18 protein-coding genes and 1 pseudogene are annotated in these 17,918 nt (G+C 36.6%); 11 read left to right on the top strand and 8 right to left on the bottom strand.

What is annotated here, in order from left to right; genetic code table 11:
- Positions 1-61: 61 nt before the first annotated feature.
- The 5 genes from IPM14_17945 to IPM14_17925 all read right to left on the bottom strand — a co-directional run bounded on the left by IPM14_17945 (position 62) and on the right by IPM14_17925 (position 3,928).
- Entirely contained in the window at positions 62-895 is an 834-nt protein-coding gene (locus IPM14_17945) for a T9SS type A sorting domain-containing protein (protein MBK9099940.1), read from the bottom strand.
- Positions 895-1,149, bottom strand: a complete 255-nt coding sequence (locus IPM14_17940; GenBank protein ID MBK9099939.1) for a hypothetical protein — start codon at positions 1,147-1,149, stop codon at positions 895-897. The genes IPM14_17945 and IPM14_17940 overlap by 1 nt, the downstream gene beginning before the upstream one ends.
- Positions 1,097-1,930, bottom strand: a complete 834-nt coding sequence (locus IPM14_17935; protein ID MBK9099938.1) for a choice-of-anchor J domain-containing protein — start codon at positions 1,928-1,930, stop codon at positions 1,097-1,099. Before IPM14_17935 ends, IPM14_17940 begins: the two co-directional genes overlap by 53 nt.
- A 194-nt stretch (positions 1,931-2,124) precedes the next feature.
- On the bottom strand, positions 2,125-2,586 hold the full coding sequence (locus IPM14_17930) for a T9SS type A sorting domain-containing protein (protein ID MBK9099937.1): 462 nt from the start codon (positions 2,584-2,586) through the stop codon (positions 2,125-2,127).
- Complete coding sequence (locus IPM14_17925; protein ID MBK9099936.1) at positions 2,537-3,928, bottom strand: hypothetical protein; 1,392 nt, start codon at positions 3,926-3,928, stop codon at positions 2,537-2,539. The genes IPM14_17930 and IPM14_17925 overlap by 50 nt, the downstream gene beginning before the upstream one ends.
- A 329-nt stretch (positions 3,929-4,257) precedes the next feature.
- Between IPM14_17925 and IPM14_17920 the strand changes: the two genes are divergently transcribed.
- The 9 genes and pseudogenes from IPM14_17920 to prfB all read left to right on the top strand — a co-directional run bounded on the left by IPM14_17920 (position 4,258) and on the right by prfB (position 12,845).
- A complete protein-coding gene (locus tag IPM14_17920; protein ID MBK9099935.1) occupies positions 4,258-4,893 on the top strand; it encodes a protein-L-isoaspartate(D-aspartate) O-methyltransferase in 636 nt (211 codons plus the stop codon).
- A gap of 28 nt (positions 4,894-4,921) precedes the next feature.
- A complete protein-coding gene (gene miaA / locus IPM14_17915; GenBank protein MBK9099934.1) occupies positions 4,922-5,887 on the top strand; it encodes a tRNA (adenosine(37)-N6)-dimethylallyltransferase MiaA in 966 nt (321 codons plus the stop codon).
- Between the two features lie 110 nt (positions 5,888-5,997).
- Complete coding sequence (locus tag IPM14_17910; protein MBK9099933.1) at positions 5,998-7,044, top strand: hydroxymethylglutaryl-CoA synthase; 1,047 nt, start codon at positions 5,998-6,000, stop codon at positions 7,042-7,044.
- A gap of 120 nt (positions 7,045-7,164) precedes the next feature.
- Positions 7,165-8,313 (top strand): thiolase domain-containing protein, encoded by a 1,149-nt coding sequence (locus IPM14_17905; protein MBK9099932.1) that lies wholly within the window; start codon positions 7,165-7,167, stop codon positions 8,311-8,313.
- Positions 8,310-8,699 carry a Zn-ribbon domain-containing OB-fold protein gene (locus IPM14_17900; protein MBK9099931.1) on the top strand — a complete coding sequence of 130 codons (390 nt, stop codon included), beginning with the start codon at positions 8,310-8,312 and terminating at the stop codon, positions 8,697-8,699. The genes IPM14_17905 and IPM14_17900 overlap by 4 nt, the downstream gene beginning before the upstream one ends.
- 119 nt (positions 8,700-8,818) lie before the next feature.
- Positions 8,819-10,186 (top strand): annotated as a pseudogene (locus tag IPM14_17895) (DUF1446 domain-containing protein).
- Positions 10,187-10,251: 65 nt separating this feature from the next.
- Positions 10,252-11,157, top strand: a complete 906-nt coding sequence (locus tag IPM14_17890) for a DUF2652 domain-containing protein (protein ID MBK9099930.1) — start codon at positions 10,252-10,254, stop codon at positions 11,155-11,157.
- A 200-nt stretch (positions 11,158-11,357) separates the two neighbouring features.
- Positions 11,358-11,669 (top strand): hypothetical protein, encoded by a 312-nt coding sequence (locus IPM14_17885; GenBank protein ID MBK9099929.1) that lies wholly within the window; start codon positions 11,358-11,360, stop codon positions 11,667-11,669.
- A 74-nt stretch (positions 11,670-11,743) separates the two neighbouring features.
- Positions 11,744-12,845 (top strand): peptide chain release factor 2 gene (prfB, locus tag IPM14_17880; protein MBK9099928.1). Its coding sequence is split into 2 segments (ribosomal slippage): positions 11,744-11,812 and positions 11,814-12,845, totalling 1,101 coding nucleotides; the frame shifts between segments, so codons are not numbered across the junction.
- 95 nt (positions 12,846-12,940) lie between these two features.
- Here prfB and IPM14_17875 read toward each other — a convergent pair.
- Positions 12,941-13,951 carry a hypothetical protein gene (locus tag IPM14_17875; protein MBK9099927.1) on the bottom strand — a complete coding sequence of 337 codons (1,011 nt, stop codon included), beginning with the start codon at positions 13,949-13,951 and terminating at the stop codon, positions 12,941-12,943.
- Positions 13,952-14,008: 57 nt separating this feature from the next.
- On the opposite strand from IPM14_17875, the gene IPM14_17870 reads away from it, so the two are divergent.
- Entirely contained in the window at positions 14,009-14,395 is a 387-nt protein-coding gene (locus IPM14_17870) for an MGMT family protein (protein ID MBK9099926.1), read from the top strand.
- A gap of 80 nt (positions 14,396-14,475) precedes the next feature.
- Here the strand turns inward: IPM14_17870 and IPM14_17865 are convergent, their stop codons facing one another.
- Both IPM14_17865 and IPM14_17860 read right to left on the bottom strand, forming a co-directional pair.
- On the bottom strand, positions 14,476-15,393 hold the full coding sequence (locus IPM14_17865; GenBank protein ID MBK9099925.1) for a hypothetical protein: 918 nt from the start codon (positions 15,391-15,393) through the stop codon (positions 14,476-14,478).
- Positions 15,394-15,408: 15 nt separating this feature from the next.
- Entirely contained in the window at positions 15,409-15,879 is a 471-nt protein-coding gene (locus tag IPM14_17860; GenBank protein MBK9099924.1) for a PspC domain-containing protein, read from the bottom strand.
- 282 nt (positions 15,880-16,161) lie between these two features.
- On the opposite strand from IPM14_17860, the gene IPM14_17855 reads away from it, so the two are divergent.
- Positions 16,162-17,799 (top strand): NAD+ synthase, encoded by a 1,638-nt coding sequence (locus IPM14_17855; GenBank protein MBK9099923.1) that lies wholly within the window; start codon positions 16,162-16,164, stop codon positions 17,797-17,799.
- Positions 17,800-17,918: the final 119 nt, after the last annotated feature.

The raw sequence follows: 17,918 nt of genomic DNA, 5'->3' as shown, positions 1-17,918 counted from the left end.
TTTTAGTATAAAAAAAGTCCGGCAGATGCCGGACTTTTTATAATGTACAAAAGAATGATAATTACTTGAGTAACATCATTTTCTTTGTCTGAACTGAATTTGCTGATTGCAGTTTGTAAAGGTATACACCGGTAGAAAGATTTGAAGCATCGAATGTTACTTCAAAGAATCCAGCCTGGCTGAAACCATTTACTAATACAGCAACTTCCTCACCAACAAGATTGTATACTGAAAGTCTGATATTTCCAGATTCAGTACTGTATTTAATGTTTGTTGATGGGTTGAATGGGTTCGGATAATTCTGAGCCAATTCAAATGTTAATGGACCAACTACCTCTACTTCAACGATCTCAGAATATTCATATGTTCCGTTGAAATCAACTTGTTTCAGTCTGTAGTAATTAACACCCTGTTCAGCAGTTTTATCAACATAGCTGTAGCTATTCTGCTGTGTGGTCGTTCCGTTACCTTCAACAAAACCAACAGTTCTGAATTCGGAAGTTTCTGTTCTTCTTTCAATTTCAAAACCAAGGTTGTTTAATTCGGAAGCTGTTTCCCAATTTAGAACTACCTGACCTAGAGTGTTTACTATGCCGGTGAATGAGGTCAACTCAACTGGAACAGGTGTATCAGCGAAACGAAAATCATCTATATACATTTCATTATTAGCTGGAGTTGCATTTGGCGCAAATATATCTGATGCATCCATGGCAATGGACAACCATTTCCAAATGTCCAATACTGCCACGTATAAACTGAAACACCATTTACCCAGAATTGTGCTTGGTCGGTATCTAGGTTTACCATAAATTGAACTGAACCAGGTATTATGTGGAAATGTGAAAGTAGCAACATTTGCCGCACCAGCGTCAATAAGTTCCTGTTCCGCCTGCATTAAAATATGCTTGAAATGCCCATACCAGAACTTGCACCAGCAAAATCGGCTAATATATTATAGTAACCATATTTTCCGGTTGGGAGATAAGCCATAAAATCAACATACCAGGTACCTGAGGTTTGACCGCCTAATGGTTTTACCAAGTCAACATATCTTTGATTTGTACCTAAATAATCAATTAATATTGATTTTGTTCCACTAAATGCATAGTTGGTTGATAAAGTTGCATCTTCTATTACCACAAGGTGCATTGCTCCAAGTTGTCCAATTTACCGGATCCTGACAAGCAACTTGTCCGCCTGCTGTGAATCCTTCGAAATCTTCAAAGTAAACAGTCCCTCCTCCGCCTAAGGTTACTTCAACCAAGTCTAACATAACTGCTGCACCATCGTTTAAATTATCAGTTACATGCTCTCTGAACGCAATGTAAATGTTGGAACCAGCTGCTACATGATTAGTTAGTTCATATGTGTAGCTAATCCATTCATCAGCAATACCACCAATTGGCCAGGTAAAAGCTTGCACAATTGTTGTAAAGTTCGCAGTATTTGTTCCTGTAGTTGATATTCTAATATCGAAATTTTCAGCATAAGAATCATTCGCAAATACACGCATCCAGAAAGTTAACATATCACCTGGTTGAACATTCGTAATCTGTGGAGTAATTAACCATTGATCATTTGCAGAGGCTCCACCAGTAGTCCATGTACAGAAAGCGACAGCTGATCCACCTCCTGGAGGTACAGTTATAGTTCCACCAGTCCATCCTGGAATTGGTGTAGTGCCATCAAGTTGTCTATCCCAGCCTGTACCGCCATCCGGATTTGCTTTAAGCCATCCTGCGGGTGGAAATGTAGTACCTTCGAAACTCTCAGAAAAACTTAAAAGAGGATTTTCCAAGTTAGGTCCGTGAACATATTCCGGATTATTAAAATTTGATGGAGTTTGTGATAAATCCCTACTTGTTCCCTGAGCGAATGCAAGTCCGGAAATTACAACAAGAGAAAAAAGAATTTGAAAGATTCGTTGCATAACGTATCTCCTTTCAGTTATTGAAAATGTTGATTTAATAAATCGAATTACCATTGTAATTCAATATCTAAAGAAAAAAAAGAAGATGAATTGATCCTCACTATTAAAATAGTATTTTTTTAATAGCAATTCAATTAAAATAAAAAAAAGTCCGGCATCTGCCGGACTTTTTATAATGTACAAAAGAATGATAATTACTTGAGCAACATCATCTTCTTTGTCTGAACTGAATTTGCTGATTGCAGTTTGTAAAGGTATACACCGGTAGAAAGATTTGAAGCATCGAATGTTACTTCAAAGAATCCAGCCTGGCTGAAACCATTTACTAATACAGCAACTTCCTCACCAACAAGATTGTATACTGAAAGTCTGATATTTCCAGATTCAGGTACACTGTATTTAATGTTTGTTGATGGGTTGAATGGGTTCGGATAATTCTGAGCCAATTCAAATGTTAATGGACCAACTACCTCTACTTCAACGATCTCAGAATATTCATATGTTCCGTTGAAATCAACTTGTTTCAGTCTGTAGTAATTAACACCCTGTTCAGCAGTTTTATCAACATAGCTGTAGCTATTCTGCTGTGTGGTCGTTCCGTTACCTTCAACAAAACCAACAGTTCTGAATTCGGAAGTTTTCTGTTCTTCTTTCAATTTCAAAACCAAGGTTGTTTAATTCGGAAGCTGTTTCCCAATTTAGAACTACCTGACCTAGAGTGTTTACTATGCCGGTGAATGAGGTCAACTCAACTGGAACAGGTGTATCAGCGAAACGAAAATCATCTATGTACATTTCATTATTAGCTGGAGTTGCATTTGGCGCAAATATATCTGATGCATCCAGTACCAATGGACAACCATTTCCAAAAGTACCAAGAGAATACTGCCACGTATAAACAGAAACACCATTTACCCAGAATTGTGCTTGGTCAGTATCTAGGTTTACCATAAATTGAACTGGGAACCAGGTATTATGTGGAAATGTGAAAGTAGCAGCATTTGCCGCACCAGCGTCAATGGTACCTGTTCCGCCTGCATTAAAATATGCTTGAAATGCCCATACAGAACTTGCACCAGCAAAATCGGCTAATATATTATAGTAACCATATTTTCCGGTTGGGAGATAAGCCATAAAATCAACATACCAGGTACCTGAGGTTTGACCGCCTAATGGTTTTACCAAGTCAACATATCTTTGATTTGTACCTAAATAATCAATTAATATTGATTTTGTTCCACTAAATGCATAGTTGGTTGATACAGTTGCATCTTCATTACCACAAGGTGCATTGCTCCAAGTTGTCCAATTTACCGGATCCTGACAAGCAACTTGTCCGCCTGCTGTGAATCCTTCGAAATCTTCAAAGTAAACAGTTCCTCCTCCACCTTGTTCAAGACCAGCATGAATATTCCAGTTATAATTTAATGTTGGGACCAAAACAGATAGCTTAGCCCATGGTCCTGGAGCTAGATAAATCCAATCACCATCTGGCAGTGCGGGACCTGGGTCAACACCGCAAGGATATAGACCGGCAGTATGAGTAACCTCATACCCAACCCATATATCATTTCCGGTAATTGGAACTGGTGTGGATAAAATAAGGGTATTCCAATTTAATCCAACTATTGAGGATGTAACATCCTGTGAGTGTAAAAGTGTACCTGGAGAAGTTGCTGTTCCCTGATCATAAATTTTAAGAATACAACTTGTCGGGAGATCATTGATATAAATGTCCATAAGGGTCAGATTATAACCAGTATACGTTCCTGTCACACTGGCAGGAAATCTTGCAGATACTTCAAAAGTACCACCACTTGTCAATCCTATAGAATTAGCATTGGTGCCATTGTCCCATTGTAGAAAAATTACAGATTGATCCTGCCCTGGAGCTTGGTTTGGTTTCTCAGCCTGCTTGACAGAAAAATCCTGAGCTAGAATAGAAGTTATGAAAAGAAACAGAAAAGAGAGAGAAAAAAAGAATATACTTTTTTTCATGGAATCCTCCATTTGTTATTGTGAATGAAGTTAATTAAGATAAGTGAACTATTTATAGTTTTTGTTTTGAAGAGAGATAAAAAAACATGTTGATTTTTTGAAAACATACTAGACTAACAGATCCTCTTTATATTGAATAAAATTCAATCGAATTAACTAACCCTATTAGACTGATGTGAATTTTATTAAAATTCCATCACTATATTAAAAAATTTCTATAAAAAATCAACTATTCTTTCAAAAAAACTTTTTATTGGAAATAAAATAATTTTTTACTTTTTGATTCAATAATTACTATTTTATTGCACTATTGACATAATCTTCAAAATATGTACAAACTACAAAGATATGAACTGGTTGAAAACCTGAAGCTGAAAGGAATCACAGATGAACTTCTTCTTCACACTCTTTCAAAAGTTGAAAGAGAAAAATTTGTTCAACCTGTGATGAAACAGAATGCATATAAAGACATCGCACTCCCGATAGGCTACGGACAAACAATTTCACAGCCATATACAATCGCTATTATGACTGAAGCACTCAAAATTAAGAAAGGGGATAAAGTTTTGGAGATTGGCACTGGGTCTGGTTATCAGGCTGCAATACTTTTTGAAATGGGTGCTAAGGTTTACAGCATCGAAAGGCATATAGATATTTACAACGAAGTTCTAAAAAGATTTGAAAAACTTGGAATCAGAGTTCATTGTAAATGTGGCGACGGAACTCTTGGCTGGGATCAGTATTCGCCGTTTGATAAAATTATTGTAACCGCTGGTGCCCCTCATATTCCTGAAGCATTGAAAAAACAATTGGCGATTAATGGAAGAATGGTCATCCCGGTTGGAAATATGAATTCGCAGACATTAAAGGTTCTTTCAAAAATTTCTCAAGATGAATTCGAGATTGAAGATATTCCACAGTTTGCATTTGTTCCTCTGATCGGCAGAGAAGGCTGGAAAGAATAATCTTTAAATGTAAGATGGTTGATTGATGATGTTTGATGGAGAAGAGAAGCTGGACGTTGAAAGTTTGAGTGAAACAAAAGTAATAGTAATCGTTGGACCAACCTGTTCAGGAAAAACTCTTCTTGCAATAAAACTCGCCGAAATTCTGAATTCGGAAGTCATATCTGCAGATAGCAGACAAATCTTTAAACAATTAAATATCGGAACAGCAAAACCATCCACAGAACAACTGCAAAAAGTTCCGCATCATCTAATTGATTTTTTAGACCCTTCAGCAAATTATGATGTTAGTATGTTCGAAAAAGATGCTGAGCGAATCATTGAGCAAATTCATGATAAAAATAAAATGCCTATAGTTGTTGGTGGTAGTGGACTTTATATAAAAGCATTAATAGACGGAATATTCGAGACAGCAGATAAAGATGAAGAGTACAGAACTGAACTTCTTCAAAAAAGAAAAGAACATGGCAATGAATTTCTTTATGAAGAATTGAAAAAAGTTGATCCAGTAAGTGCAGAAAAAATGCTTCCTCAAAACTGGAAAAGAGTTATGCGAGCTCTTGAAGTTTTTCACACAACTGGTGAGCCAATATGGAAACATCATCAAAAGCAATCAACATCAAAAGAAAAAAAATATAACTTCAAGCAATTTGGATTGAACTGGAATAGACAACATCTGTATAAAAATATTGATAAAAGAGTTGATCGGATGATTGAAAATGGATTGGTTGATGAAGTAAAAAACATTTTGAACAAGGGATACGAGAAAAATCTAAACTCGCTGAACACAGTTAGCTACAAAGAAATCATTCAACATCTCGATGGAGAAATCTCACTTGAGCGAGCAATCGAATTGATAAAAAGAAATACACGCCATTACGCAAAACGGCAAATGACCTGGTTCAGCAAGGATAAAAGAATTCAGTGGTTTGAAGTACAGGAAATAATTGATTTAGACCTAATTGCCGAGAATATCATTGCATCATTAAATTAATTGCAAAACATCAATATTTTCCTTTTAAACCAATTACTTTTTTCAATATATTCGCACTGTAACTTATCTAACTAATAGAACCAATCATTCCAAAAAATATGGAGGATTAAATGGTCGGAATAGTAGGATACGGTTCATACCTTCCAAGATACCGCATCAAAGTAGAAAACATTGCCAGAGAATGGGGCTCCGATCCTGAAGTCATCAAACGAGGTTTACAACTCTTCGAAAAAACAGTTCCCGGACTTGATGAAGATACGATCACAATCTCTGTCGAAGCAGCAAGGAATGCTTTGAAGAGAGCTGGAATAGATCCGCAGGATATTGGTGCAGTTTACATCGGATCAGAATCTCATCCGTACGCAGTCAAACCAAGCGGAACAATTTTAATCGATGCCTTAGGTATTGGACCACATGTTCACGTTGCAAGTTATGAGTTTGCATGCAAAGCAGGATCAGAAGCAATGTATGTTGCTTACAGCCTTGTAAAAGCCGGTGAAATGAAATACGCAATGGGTATCGGTGCAGATACTTCACAAGGTGCGCCTGGTGATGCACTCGAATATTCTGCTTCAGCAGGTGGCGCAGCATTCATCATGGGGAAAGAAAATGTTGTCGCTGAAATTTTATTTACTCACTCTTACACTTCAGATTCACCCGACTTCTGGAGAAGGGAACACGAGTTTTATCCAAGACACGCAGGCAGGTTCACAGGAGAACCAGCTTATTTCAAACATTTAGTAAGTGCAGGGAAAGCGCTTCTTGAAAAAGCTAAAATGAAACCATCAGACTTTAAATATGCTGTATTTCATATGCCGAATGGAAAGTTTCCACAGATGGCAGGAAAGCAACTAGGCTTTGCCAAAGAACAACTCGAAGTCGGCTGGATAGTTCCTTGGATGGGAAACACTTACTCGGGTTCATCTCCAACAGGACTTGCAGCAATACTTGATGTTGCTTCTCCGGGTGATATGATTTTTATGGTTTCATTTGGTTCAGGTGCCGGTAGTGATGGATTCATTTACAAGGTAACTGATAAAATAAAAGATGTTCAGGATAAAGCACCAAAGTTGAGAGACCAGCTTGATAAAGATAAAATCTATCTCGATTACGGGCAGTATGCCAAGTATCGTGGCAAAATAATTTTGAATGAATAATGTACTGTCATTGCGAGGAGCAAAGCGACGAAGCAATCTCAGACGTTAATTTGAGATTACTTCTCCCGACTAAAGTCGGGATCGTAATGACACAAAAGAAAATTAAAAAGGAAATTAAATATGAAAGACGTAGCAGTAATTGGAATAGGGATGACGCAGTTCGGGGAACTGTGGGGCAAATCCATCAAAGATATTTTTGTTGAAGCTGCAACTAAAGCAATCAAAAATGCCGGAGTCGATCACATCGATTCAATGTATGTTGGCTCAATGAGCAGCGGATTGTTTGTTGGACAGGAACACCTCGGTGCAATACTGGCCGATTATCTCGGACAAACACCAATACCATCAACAAGAGTTGAATCAGCCTGTGCATCCGGTGGTGCAGCATTTCGTGCAGCGTATTTTGAAGTAGCTTCGGGTGCAAGTGATATTGTCCTTGCAGGCGGAGTTGAAAAGATGACTGACGGTGCTGATGTTACAGATGCACTTGCAACTGCAGCAGACCAGGAATACGAAGTTTACCAGGGAGTAACTTTCCCCGGCTTGTATGCGATGATCGCAAATGCACATATGAATCAATACGGAACTACAAGAGAACAGCTTGCAGCAATTGCAGTAAAGAATCATCACAACGGTGCGAACAATCCAAATGCACAATTCAGATCTCCAGTAACATTAGATCAAGTAATGAACTCTACGCTCGTTGCTGATCCACTTAGACTATTAGATTGTTCTCCAGTCAGTGATGGAGGTGCAGCAGTAATTCTTTGCTCAATTGATGTTGCCAAGAAACTTTCTAAAAATTATGTAAAGGTTAAAGGAACAGCACAGGCATCCGATACAATCGCGCTTCACTCAAGAAAAAGCTTCACAACTTTGAATTCGGTTGTAACAGCAGCACAGAAAGCTTACAAGATGGCAGGTGTTACTCCAAAAGATATTAACTTTGCTGAAGTTCACGATTGCTTTACAATTGCAGAAGCAGTTGTTTACGAAGATCTTGGTTTCTGCGATAAAGGATGCGGAGGTCCAGCGGCAGAAGAGGGAAGAACAGCAATTGATGGAGAGACTCCTTTAAATACTAGCGGCGGATTAAAATCCAAAGGTCATCCTGTTGGTGCAACTGGCATCGCACAAATAATTGAACTTTACGAACAGCTGACCGGACAGGCAGGGAAACGTCAGGTTAAAAATGCACACATCGGACTTGCCCAGAATATGGGTGGTTCCGGTGCAAGTTGTGTAATAAATATTCTGGAGGCAAAATGATCAGTCCAAAATATCACAGGGAAATTCCACAGCGTTATCGTTTGGAAGCAGGTAAATGTAAAGCTTGCGGCAACATAAGTTTTCCACCGAGATTAGTTTGCCCCGAATGCGGCAAAACAGAGTTCGAAACTATTAGATTAAATGAGGAAGGAAAACTTTTAACTTATACTATCATCAGAGTTGCATCTGATAAGTTCTTTGGCAAGACTCCTTTTGCAGTTGGAATTGTTGAGTTGAAAGACGGCGTAAAAGTAACAACACAAATTGCAGATGTTGATTTTGATAAGTTGAAGATAGGACAAAAAGTAAAACTGGTTTTCCGTAAAATTCAAGATGAAGGAAAATCTGGTTTGCATTGTTATGGTTATAAGGCAATTCTCCTCTAAGTATTTAAGTAGCACAGATTAATAATCTGTGCTACCACCACTTTCAATTTCACCTTATCGTATTTCTTAATAAATTACCCACTGAATTTTAGTTTCTAATTTTTAGTAATGGATTCAATTTGAAAGACAAAATCAGAATAGCATCAGGACAAGGTTTTTGGGGTGACTTAATCGATGCACCTTATCACCAGGTTACCAAAGGAGATATAGATTATCTCGTTATGGATTACCTTGCAGAGGTAACGATGTCAATTCTTCAGAAACAGAAGAACAGAAATCCTAATCTAGGTTATGCAACCGACCTTGTTGATTTAATGAAAAAGATTCTTCCAATCACCTCAAAAAAAGGAATTAAAATAATTACAAACGGAGGCGGAGTAAATCCAATCGCTTGTGCAGACGCAATTCTTGAAGTTGCAATGAACCTAGATATTAAAGTTAGATGTTGCAGTCGTTCTTGGTGATGATATAAAAAATTGTTTGGATGAAATAATCCAAAAGGGTGGCGAACTAAAGAATATGGAAACCGGTGAGGCAATTACGACAGTAAAAGATAGATTGCTTAGTGCAAATGTTTATTTCGGTGCTGCTCCAATTGTTGAAGCATTAAAGCGTGGTGCTGATGTTGTCATTACAGGAAGAGTGACAGATACAGGTTTGACTCTTGCACCGATGATTTATGAATTTGGTTGGGATATGAAAAATTACGATTTGATGGCTGCCGGAACTGTTGCAGGACATATTTTAGAATGCGGTGCTCAATCAACCGGTGGAAATTTTTTGGGTGATTGGGAATCAATCGAGAACTTTACTGAGATTGGTTTTCCAATTGCAGAAGCTTATCCGAATGGTGAAGTGATAATAACCAAACACGAAAACACTGGAGGAAAAGTTTCATTCGACACGATTGCAGAACAATTGGTCTATGAAATTGGAAATCCTGAAGAGTATATCACTCCCGATTGTGTTGCTGATTTCACTTCGATAAAACTTGAGGAAATTGGAAAGGACCGAGTAAAAGTTTACAATGTAAAAGGAAAATCTGAAACTGAATTTTATAAAGTTTCCTGTTCTTATCATGATGGATATAGTGCAACAGGAACTCTCACTTATTCATGGCCTCAGGCGTTAACTAAAGCAAAAAAAGCAGATAGAATACTTCGCAAAAGATTAGAGAAACTTGGACTTCAATTTGAAGAAATACGTTCAGAATTTGTTGGATATAATGCCACCCACGAAACTTTAGCTCCTGAACTTGATGAGGATAAAATAAATGAAATAGTGCTTCGCTTCTCGGTACGAGCAAAGATAGAAATTCAGTAAACAGATTTGGACAGGAAATTGCACCCTTAATTTTAACAGGTCCCCCTAGTGTTACAGGTTTTGCAGGTGGAAGACCAAAACCTAAAGACGTGGTTGCTTATTGGCCTGCGTTGATTCCTAAAAAACTTGTTGAGCCAAAAGTAAAAATTCTCGAACTAAAATAACTTAATTTAATTGCCAGCTTTGGTGATTAGATAACACCTCTGGATTCATTAAATCATTTTCTTTAATGAATACATCAAAAGCTTATTTTCTTATCGCCGATATTACCGGATTTACATCTTTCGTTGCCGGAACGGAATTGGAACATTCACAAAAAATACTCAGTGAAGTACTAACTCTTATTATCGGAAAATTAACACCAGCATTTAATCTTGTAGAAGTTGAGGGTGATGCCGTTTTTGTATTTGCCCCAATCGAGAAGTATCCGCGGGGGGAGCTAATTCTTGAAATAGTAGAATCCACATATTATTCTTTCAGAGATACAATGACAACATTCCAGAGAATAACAACCTGTTCCTGTATGGCTTGCCAGATGATATCAACTCTTGATCTCAAATTTGTAATCCATTGTGGCGATTTTGTGATGAATAATATTGCAGGTAAGAAAAAACCTTTGGGCAATGCAGTAATCGTTTTGCATAGACTACTTAAAAATTCAGTATCAAAGGATACCGGATGGAAAGCTTATTATCTGATCACAAAGGATTGTCTCGAAAGTCTAAACGTTCCAATTAACAAAAGTTATTCAGTAACTGAGCAATACGAACATCTTGGTGCAATCCGGACAGAAGTAATCAATCTTGATGAGAAGTATGAGGAATATCAAAAACAAAAATCTATTACGATTGATGAAAAGGATGCACATTATATATTTAGAAAGGAGTTTCCCGTTCCGGCATCAATTCTCTGGGATTGGTTCAATAATCCTAAAAGGAAATCTCTTTACATTAAAGGTTCTGATTGGAATGTCAGTGAAAGGCCATCTGGAAGAACAACAAAAGACGCTACCAATCATTGCTCCAGCAGTAAATTTATAGAAATGGTATCGATTATAAGCCATTCGATTACTTTACAATCAAACTTTACAGAGGATTTCTTAATTTTACAATATGCGGAGTCTTTAAGCCTTTAAACGATACAACCGAGCTTACATACATGGTCAAAATGAATGGGAAACTGCCAGAGTGGATACTCAAAATTTTATGCAGGGTTTTATTTGCTTCCGCCGTAAAGGATTTTGCTAAACTTGAAAAATTAATTAAAGACGAACAATCTTCATCAGTTTAAAATTAGTATTTTTATAAATATAGTTTTAATAATTATTTATTGAGTATGAAAATCAAATTAAGAGAAATAGCCCACGGACGAAGCGGTGACAAAGGCGATGCAGCCAATATCGGAATAATCGCTTATGATGATAAAGGATATCAAATTATAGAAAAACATTTGACTGCTGAAAAAGTAAAAAAGCATTTTAAAGGAATTTGTCACGGTAAAGTTGAACGATACGAATTACCAAACATCAGGGCTTTAAACTTTTTGCTTCACAACACACTCGGTGGAGGTGGGACAGTTTCGCTGAAACACGATGCACAAGGAAAGACGTTAGCAGCGGCGCTGTTGCGTATGGAAATAGAAGTATAAAATTAAAAGTCAATATTTAATAAATATGTTTTTGAATTTTGACTTTTTATTTTTGAATTAAAAAGGATTGTAAAATGTACGAAGAAGAATTAAAAGAACTGAAATCCCATCAGCAGAGAATAGCAAATCTCCGGGGGTATCTTTGATGTCGATAAAAAGATTTCGAAGGTAGAAGAACTCCGAACCAAATCTGGTGAATCTTCCTTCTGGAATGATCAGATAACCGCACAAAAAACACTTCAGGAAATTAAGACACTCGAACAATGGATTGACCTTTGGAAAGCGGTTGATAAAAAAGCTAATGAGGCAAGGGATATCATTGAACTTGCTTCAATGGAAGAAGATGAATCGTTTTATGATGATATCAGAAAAGAGTTGGACGATTTAAATTCAGCAATTGATAAAGCTGAATTTAAAAACATGCTCAGCGGAAGAGATGATGATAAGAATTGCATACTTACAATTCATTCTGGTGCCGGAGGAACCGAGGCACAGGATTGGGCTGATATGCTTTTACGAATGTATATAAGATGGGGAGAGCAGAATGGTTATCAAATGAGTATAGTTGATATTCTGGATGGCGATGGAGCAGGAATAAAATCGGCAACGGTTGAAGTATCTGGAGAATTTGCTTACGGTTACTTAAAAGCAGAAAATGGCGTTCATCGTCTTGTTCGAATTTCTCCTTTCGATGCTAATAAAAGAAGACATACTTCGTTTGCATCGGTTTTTGTTATTCCTGAAATAGATGACACGATAGAAATAGAAATTAATTCCGCTGATCTGCGAATTGATACTTACCGTTCTGGTGGTAAAGGCGGACAGAACGTAAATAAAGTTGAAACTGCAGTCAGAATAACTCACGAACCAACAGGAGTAGTAGCTGCTTGTCAAAGTGAACGTTCTCAGGTGCAGAATAAAACCCGTGCGATGAAAATGCTCAAGTCAAAACTTTATCAGCTTGAACTCGAAAAACAACAAGCAGAGTTGGATGAAGTTGAAAAGAATAAGATGAAAATTGAATGGGGAAGTCAGATTCGTTCTTATGTCTTCCATCCATACAATATGGTTAAAGATCATCGAACGGATGAAGAAACCTCAGATGTGCAAAGAGTGATGGATGGGGATATTGATAGGTTTATAAAAGCGTATCTCTCAAAGTTTAGTAAGAACTAAGAAACGGTTGTCATTCTGAAGGAGTGTAACGACTGAAGAATCTTGAATTTTATTTATAAGATTCTTCGCTTCGCTCAGAATGACATTCGTATGGACTATTCTCTCTTCAATCCATACTGCTTAACAAGATTTGTTAATCTTCTTGGATAATCGGTCTGCATGCCATTAACACCTTTTTTAATCAGACATTCCATCTCACGTTTATCATTGATTGTGCAGCCAATCAGAAAATTAATTTTGTGTTCAGGATTTTTCTTGTTGAAAACTTTTTTCTTTCTAACATCATATCGTATAACTCTTCTATAAGTCATCCAGTTTGCAATAGTGATTTGTCTTGGGCGTAAAACAAGACCAACTGAATTTTTATTTTGGATTGCGGTCTTAATCCCGCTGTATAATCTTGGGAAGAAAATAAATCCCGGAGGAAGTTCAACATCGAGGCAATAATTGAAATTTGGATATTTGTTTTTTGCTGTTTGCAGAACTTCTTTGCTGAAAGTTTCAATAATGAATTGACAAGGTGGATTATACTTTTTATCAAATGCATCCAACTGATTAAGAATTACAAGAACTAATTCCTTTTCTTCTTCAGGCACCTTTAAATCAAGAAACACATATTTTAATTTTTCCTTGGTTGATGACCACTGAATGAACTCCTCAAAAGTTGGTATGTGAGCACCAACCGGAGTACTTTCTCCTTTATTTGTATAATTAAAATGCTTTCTGAATTCAGCTAATGTCAATTCACTCGTTTTATTCCTGAAACCACTGAAACGGGCTGGAAAGTCAGGTTTGTATCTTACTTCCGGCTCCAAACCATTTTCTCTTATTAAAGCAACAAGTTCATCAGGATTCCAATCATGCCAAAGAATTATTTCATTGTCCTTTGTCACGCAGATATCAACTTCCAAAGCATTCGCTCCTTCGCTCAAAGCTCGTTCTAATGAAGGAATGGTATTTTCAGGTTCATTTACAGGTGAGCCGCGGTGACCGCAGTTCAGGAAAAGATTTTCCTTATCGATGTTTGATTTTCGGTAAGGACAAAATCTGAATAGTTCTTTCATCCAGGTTAGATAATAAATAAATCTTCTTTTTATGCTTGCCACGAGATAATTTAATTACAATTTTTATAGAGAAAATATTTTCTGATTGTCATCTTAAAAATGAAGAATAAAAAGATTATAAAAAAAAGAGCAGTTGATAAAAAGAAAAAAGATTTCTTCAACAAAGTTTTTGATGTTACTAAAAGAATTCCATACGGGAAAGTGACAACTTATGGACACATCGCAGAAGTTTGCGGAATTAAATCCGCTGCGAGAACAGTTGGCTGGGCTCTGAATGGATGCGGACCGGATATTCCGGCACACAGAGTCGTAAACAGATACGGTGCACTTACTGGAAAAATCCATTTCGGTGATCCAACACTAATGGAAGAATTATTGCGAGGTGAAGGGATTGAGTTTGATAAAAATGGTTGTGTGAAATTGGAAAAACATCTTTGGATTCCTAATTCAAAAGTGAAAAGTAAAAGTTTAAAAAGAAAAAAATGATTTCTCATTCTTACTCTTACTCATACTCTTACTCCTCACCCGAATAAGATTAAGAGTACGAGTAAGATTAAGAGATTGAATTAATACCTCTCAACACTTATTGAGGATACACCGCAATCAATTTCTACATATATCTTATTTAAAGCTTCATCGAAATTTTCAGTAACATAATTATCGGAATCAATCTTTTTAAATTCTTTAAAATTTTTAGAAGACAATGCACCATCAGTTACAATTTTGCAGCCTGATTCTTTTGGAACATAAATATTTATATCAGAAGCACCTGCATCAACACTCAAGTTGGTTTCAGGATATAAATTCCCAAGTCTGATATTTATTGAAGCAGCACCCATATCAACATTCACCTCTTTAGTTTTGAATGGAGTAAGATCGAAATCCATCGATGCGGCGCCAACGTTAAAGTTCATATCCCAAACAGGATTAGGATTTAGTGACATAGCAACAGTATTCTTATAATTATCTCCAAATCTGAAAATGGTTCTGCCGCCCATACCAAGGTCCACAACTGTACTGCTGTCAGTATCAAATCTTGTCAATTCATAATTATGATAACTGATAGTTTTTGCAAAGATAAGATGTTCACTCTGTTCAAGAATATTAAAAGTACCGGCGCCTGCTTCAAAATTAAGTTCTGCAAAACGTAACGTAGAATCGTATTGTTCAGTAAACTCTGAATTTACAACCTCACGGTTCGCATCATCACCAAAATCTATTTGGAAATCATTGTGGAAAAAATGCGTGGCAGTTTTGAAACTTGCGAAGATTGCAAGAGCAAGAACGATTGCAGCAAGTCCTGCGATGACACTTTTTCCCATCTGATGTTTAATCAAAATTGATAAACCAATAAGTACGATCGTCAATGGCCAAAGTTTCCAGATAGTTGACCAATCCATCAGGATACTTGTAAAATTATTTATCAGAACAAGCAAACCGAGTCCGACAAAAAGTAAACCCCAGAAAATATGTGACGGTTTCATTTTAAAATCTCCTTTTTAGTTTTTCGCTTTTAATAAAAGACCAATTCCAATCCCAATCAGAATAACAGGCCAGTAATGATCGAAATCGAAGCGAGGAAATATGTTGTCAAGAAGCAGAAGACCACCGATAACAATCAGGACAATCGCAATCCAGAGTTGTTTATTCCCAGTTTGAGCAACTGAACCGGCAACTCCTCCATTGGTTACACTAAAGTTATCAGACTTGTTCTGATCATCTGAATAGTTTGAACTGCCTCCTGATTCAGGCGGTGATTGTGTAAAAGGACTCTTCGGCAATTCATATGGTTTTTGTGGAACAACTATCCATAAAATTATGTATGCGATAATTCCACCTCCGCCGAGAAATACAATAACAATGAATAGCACTCTTACAAGTGTGGAATCAATTCCAAAATATTCAGCGAGTCCGCCGGCAACTCCACCAAGCATTTTATCATTTGTCGAACGATATAGTTTCTTTCCCATTTTTTCCTCCGGATTGATATTAATCTTTTAAATCCCTGGTTCTAATAAATAAGATTTTTTCTGATTTCCACGCTTTTTGGTAAGTATGGTAAGATTGTATCGGTGATTGAAGGAGATTTATCGGTTAATGAAAACCTGGAAAGAAGACAAATGAATGATTGATCGAGTAATTGGCTGATTGAAACTTATTAATAATGCAATTAGATAATTATTCTCAAAGTATTTCCGATTTTGCCGAGTTTTAGGGTAGTAGTATATTTCGTAATAAAATCAATATTTGAAATGAAAATTGCACTTTGCCAGATAAATCCGATCATTGGCAATCTAGACTACAATAAAGAAAAAATAGTAAAAGGTTACGAGAGAGGAATCAAAGCAAAGGTTGACCTAGTAATCTTTCCTGAACTTGCTCTAGTAGGATATCCTCCCCTTGATCTTGTCGAAAAAGAAGAATTCAGAAAAGCAGTTAATAAAAAAGTAAATGAGCTTGCAGGAATCACCGGTGAAGTTGGATTACTATTTGGTGCAATAACTGAAGATGATGACAGAATCGGAACCAATATTCACAACTCGGCTGTCTTATGTTACAATGGTAAAATTCAATTCATCCAGCCGAAATCTCTGATACCGAACTATGATGTATTTGATGAAATGAGATACTTCGAACCTGCAAAAGAAGTGTTCGTTCATTCATTTAAAAATAAAAAGCTGGGCATTTCTGTTTGTGAAGATATCTGGAACGATGCTGACTACTGGTATAAAAGAAGATATAATTTTGATCCGGTAGAAGAGCTGAAGAAAAAAGGTGCAGATATTCATATCAATATTTCTGCTAGTCCTTATTCATACGGAAAAAGAAAAGAAAGATTGGAAATGCTTTCGACAATTTGCAGACAGGATAATTTGCCACTTGCTTATGTATGTTGTGTTGGAGTTCAAACTGATCTTGTATTCGATGGTGGAAGTATGTGTCTGGATAAAAAGGGAAAGCTCGTTCATTTAGGTAAATCTTATGAAGAAGATTTTATTTTATTCGATACTGAAAAAGATAAACCAATAAAAGTCGAAGTCGAAAAATCATTTGAAGAAGAAGTTCTCTCCTCGCTTGTTTATGGAGTAAGAGAATACTTTGAGAAAATGAAATTTAAAAAAGCTGTGATTGGTTTAAGCGGCGGACTTGATTCTGCAATGGTAACTTACATTGCGGTTCAGGCATTGGGCAGGGAAAATGTTCACGTGGTTCTGATGCCTTCAAAATATTCAAGTAAAGGAAGTATTACAGATTCACAGAAACTAATAAAGAATCTGAACATCTCATCCAATAATGTTTCTATCCAACCTGTTGTGGATGAAACCATAAATCGATTGAAACCGAATTTTAAAAACAAAGTTGGGAAACTCACAGGAGAAAATATTCAGGCACGTATTCGAGGTGTGTATTTAATGGCTTTTTCGAACAACGATGGATATTTAGTTTTAACAACAGGTAATAAATCTGAACTTGCCGTTGGATATTGCACGCTTTATGGTGATATGAGCGGAAGCCTTGCGGTGATTGCGGATGTTTACAAGAGTGATCTTTACAGGATTGCTAAATTTATCAACAAGAAAAAAGAAATTATTCCTAAGGAAATAATTACAAAACCACCATCCGCTGAATTAAGTCCCAATCAAACCGACCAGGACGATCTTCCGCCGTACGAAATGCTCGATAAAATATTAAAGATGTATCTTGAAGAAAATAAAGAGTACGATGAAATTAACTCGATAATAAAAAACGAGAAAGTTGTACGAAAAGTTTTACGCCTTGTTGATTTAAATGAATTTAAAAGAAGGCAAGCTGCTCCCGCATTGAGAGTATCGAGAAAAGCATTTGGATATGGAAGAAGATATCCCATAGTTCAGGGATGGAGGCGTTAGGTAAATTAGAGAGCGATAAATGCGTTAATTGATTAAAAAAGAAATAATCTCTTATAAAATCTGTACTAGCCTCAAAATATTTACTTACCAATAATTAACTTTACAAATAGGATTTTAAA

Source organism: bacterium (assembly GCA_016716565.1).
Taxonomy (GTDB): domain Bacteria; phylum Bacteroidota; class Ignavibacteria; order Ignavibacteriales; family Ignavibacteriaceae; genus IGN2.
Note: the sequence above shows the minus strand (reverse complement) of the source record. Positions and strands in the feature narration are given on the sequence as shown.

What these genes read in the sequence shown, in the direction of transcription:
- IPM14_17945 (MBK9099940.1), bottom strand. Translation starts at nt 895, where the DNA reads ATGCAGGCGGAACAGGAACTTATTGACGCTGGTGCGGCAAATGTTGCT.
- IPM14_17940 (MBK9099939.1), bottom strand. Translation starts at nt 1,149, where the DNA reads ATGCACCTTGTGGTAATAGAAGATGCAACTTTATCAACCAACTATGCA.
- IPM14_17935 (MBK9099938.1), bottom strand. Translation starts at nt 1,930, where the DNA reads ATGCAACGAATCTTTCAAATTCTTTTTTCTCTTGTTGTAATTTCCGGA.
- IPM14_17925 (MBK9099936.1), bottom strand. Translation starts at nt 3,928, where the DNA reads ATGAAAAAAAGTATATTCTTTTTTTCTCTCTCTTTTCTGTTTCTTTTC.
- IPM14_17920 (MBK9099935.1), top strand. Translation starts at nt 4,258, where the DNA reads ATGTACAAACTACAAAGATATGAACTGGTTGAAAACCTGAAGCTGAAA.
- miaA (MBK9099934.1), top strand. Translation starts at nt 4,922, where the DNA reads ATGTTTGATGGAGAAGAGAAGCTGGACGTTGAAAGTTTGAGTGAAACA.
- IPM14_17910 (MBK9099933.1), top strand. Translation starts at nt 5,998, where the DNA reads ATGGTCGGAATAGTAGGATACGGTTCATACCTTCCAAGATACCGCATC.
- IPM14_17905 (MBK9099932.1), top strand. Translation starts at nt 7,165, where the DNA reads ATGAAAGACGTAGCAGTAATTGGAATAGGGATGACGCAGTTCGGGGAA.
- IPM14_17900 (MBK9099931.1), top strand. Translation starts at nt 8,310, where the DNA reads ATGATCAGTCCAAAATATCACAGGGAAATTCCACAGCGTTATCGTTTG.
- IPM14_17890 (MBK9099930.1), top strand. Translation starts at nt 10,252, where the DNA reads ATGAATACATCAAAAGCTTATTTTCTTATCGCCGATATTACCGGATTT.
- IPM14_17885 (MBK9099929.1), top strand. Translation starts at nt 11,358, where the DNA reads ATGAAAATCAAATTAAGAGAAATAGCCCACGGACGAAGCGGTGACAAA.
- IPM14_17870 (MBK9099926.1), top strand. Translation starts at nt 14,009, where the DNA reads ATGAAGAATAAAAAGATTATAAAAAAAAGAGCAGTTGATAAAAAGAAA.
- IPM14_17865 (MBK9099925.1), bottom strand. Translation starts at nt 15,393, where the DNA reads ATGAAACCGTCACATATTTTCTGGGGTTTACTTTTTGTCGGACTCGGT.
- IPM14_17860 (MBK9099924.1), bottom strand. Translation starts at nt 15,879, where the DNA reads ATGGGAAAGAAACTATATCGTTCGACAAATGATAAAATGCTTGGTGGA.
- IPM14_17855 (MBK9099923.1), top strand. Translation starts at nt 16,162, where the DNA reads ATGAAAATTGCACTTTGCCAGATAAATCCGATCATTGGCAATCTAGAC.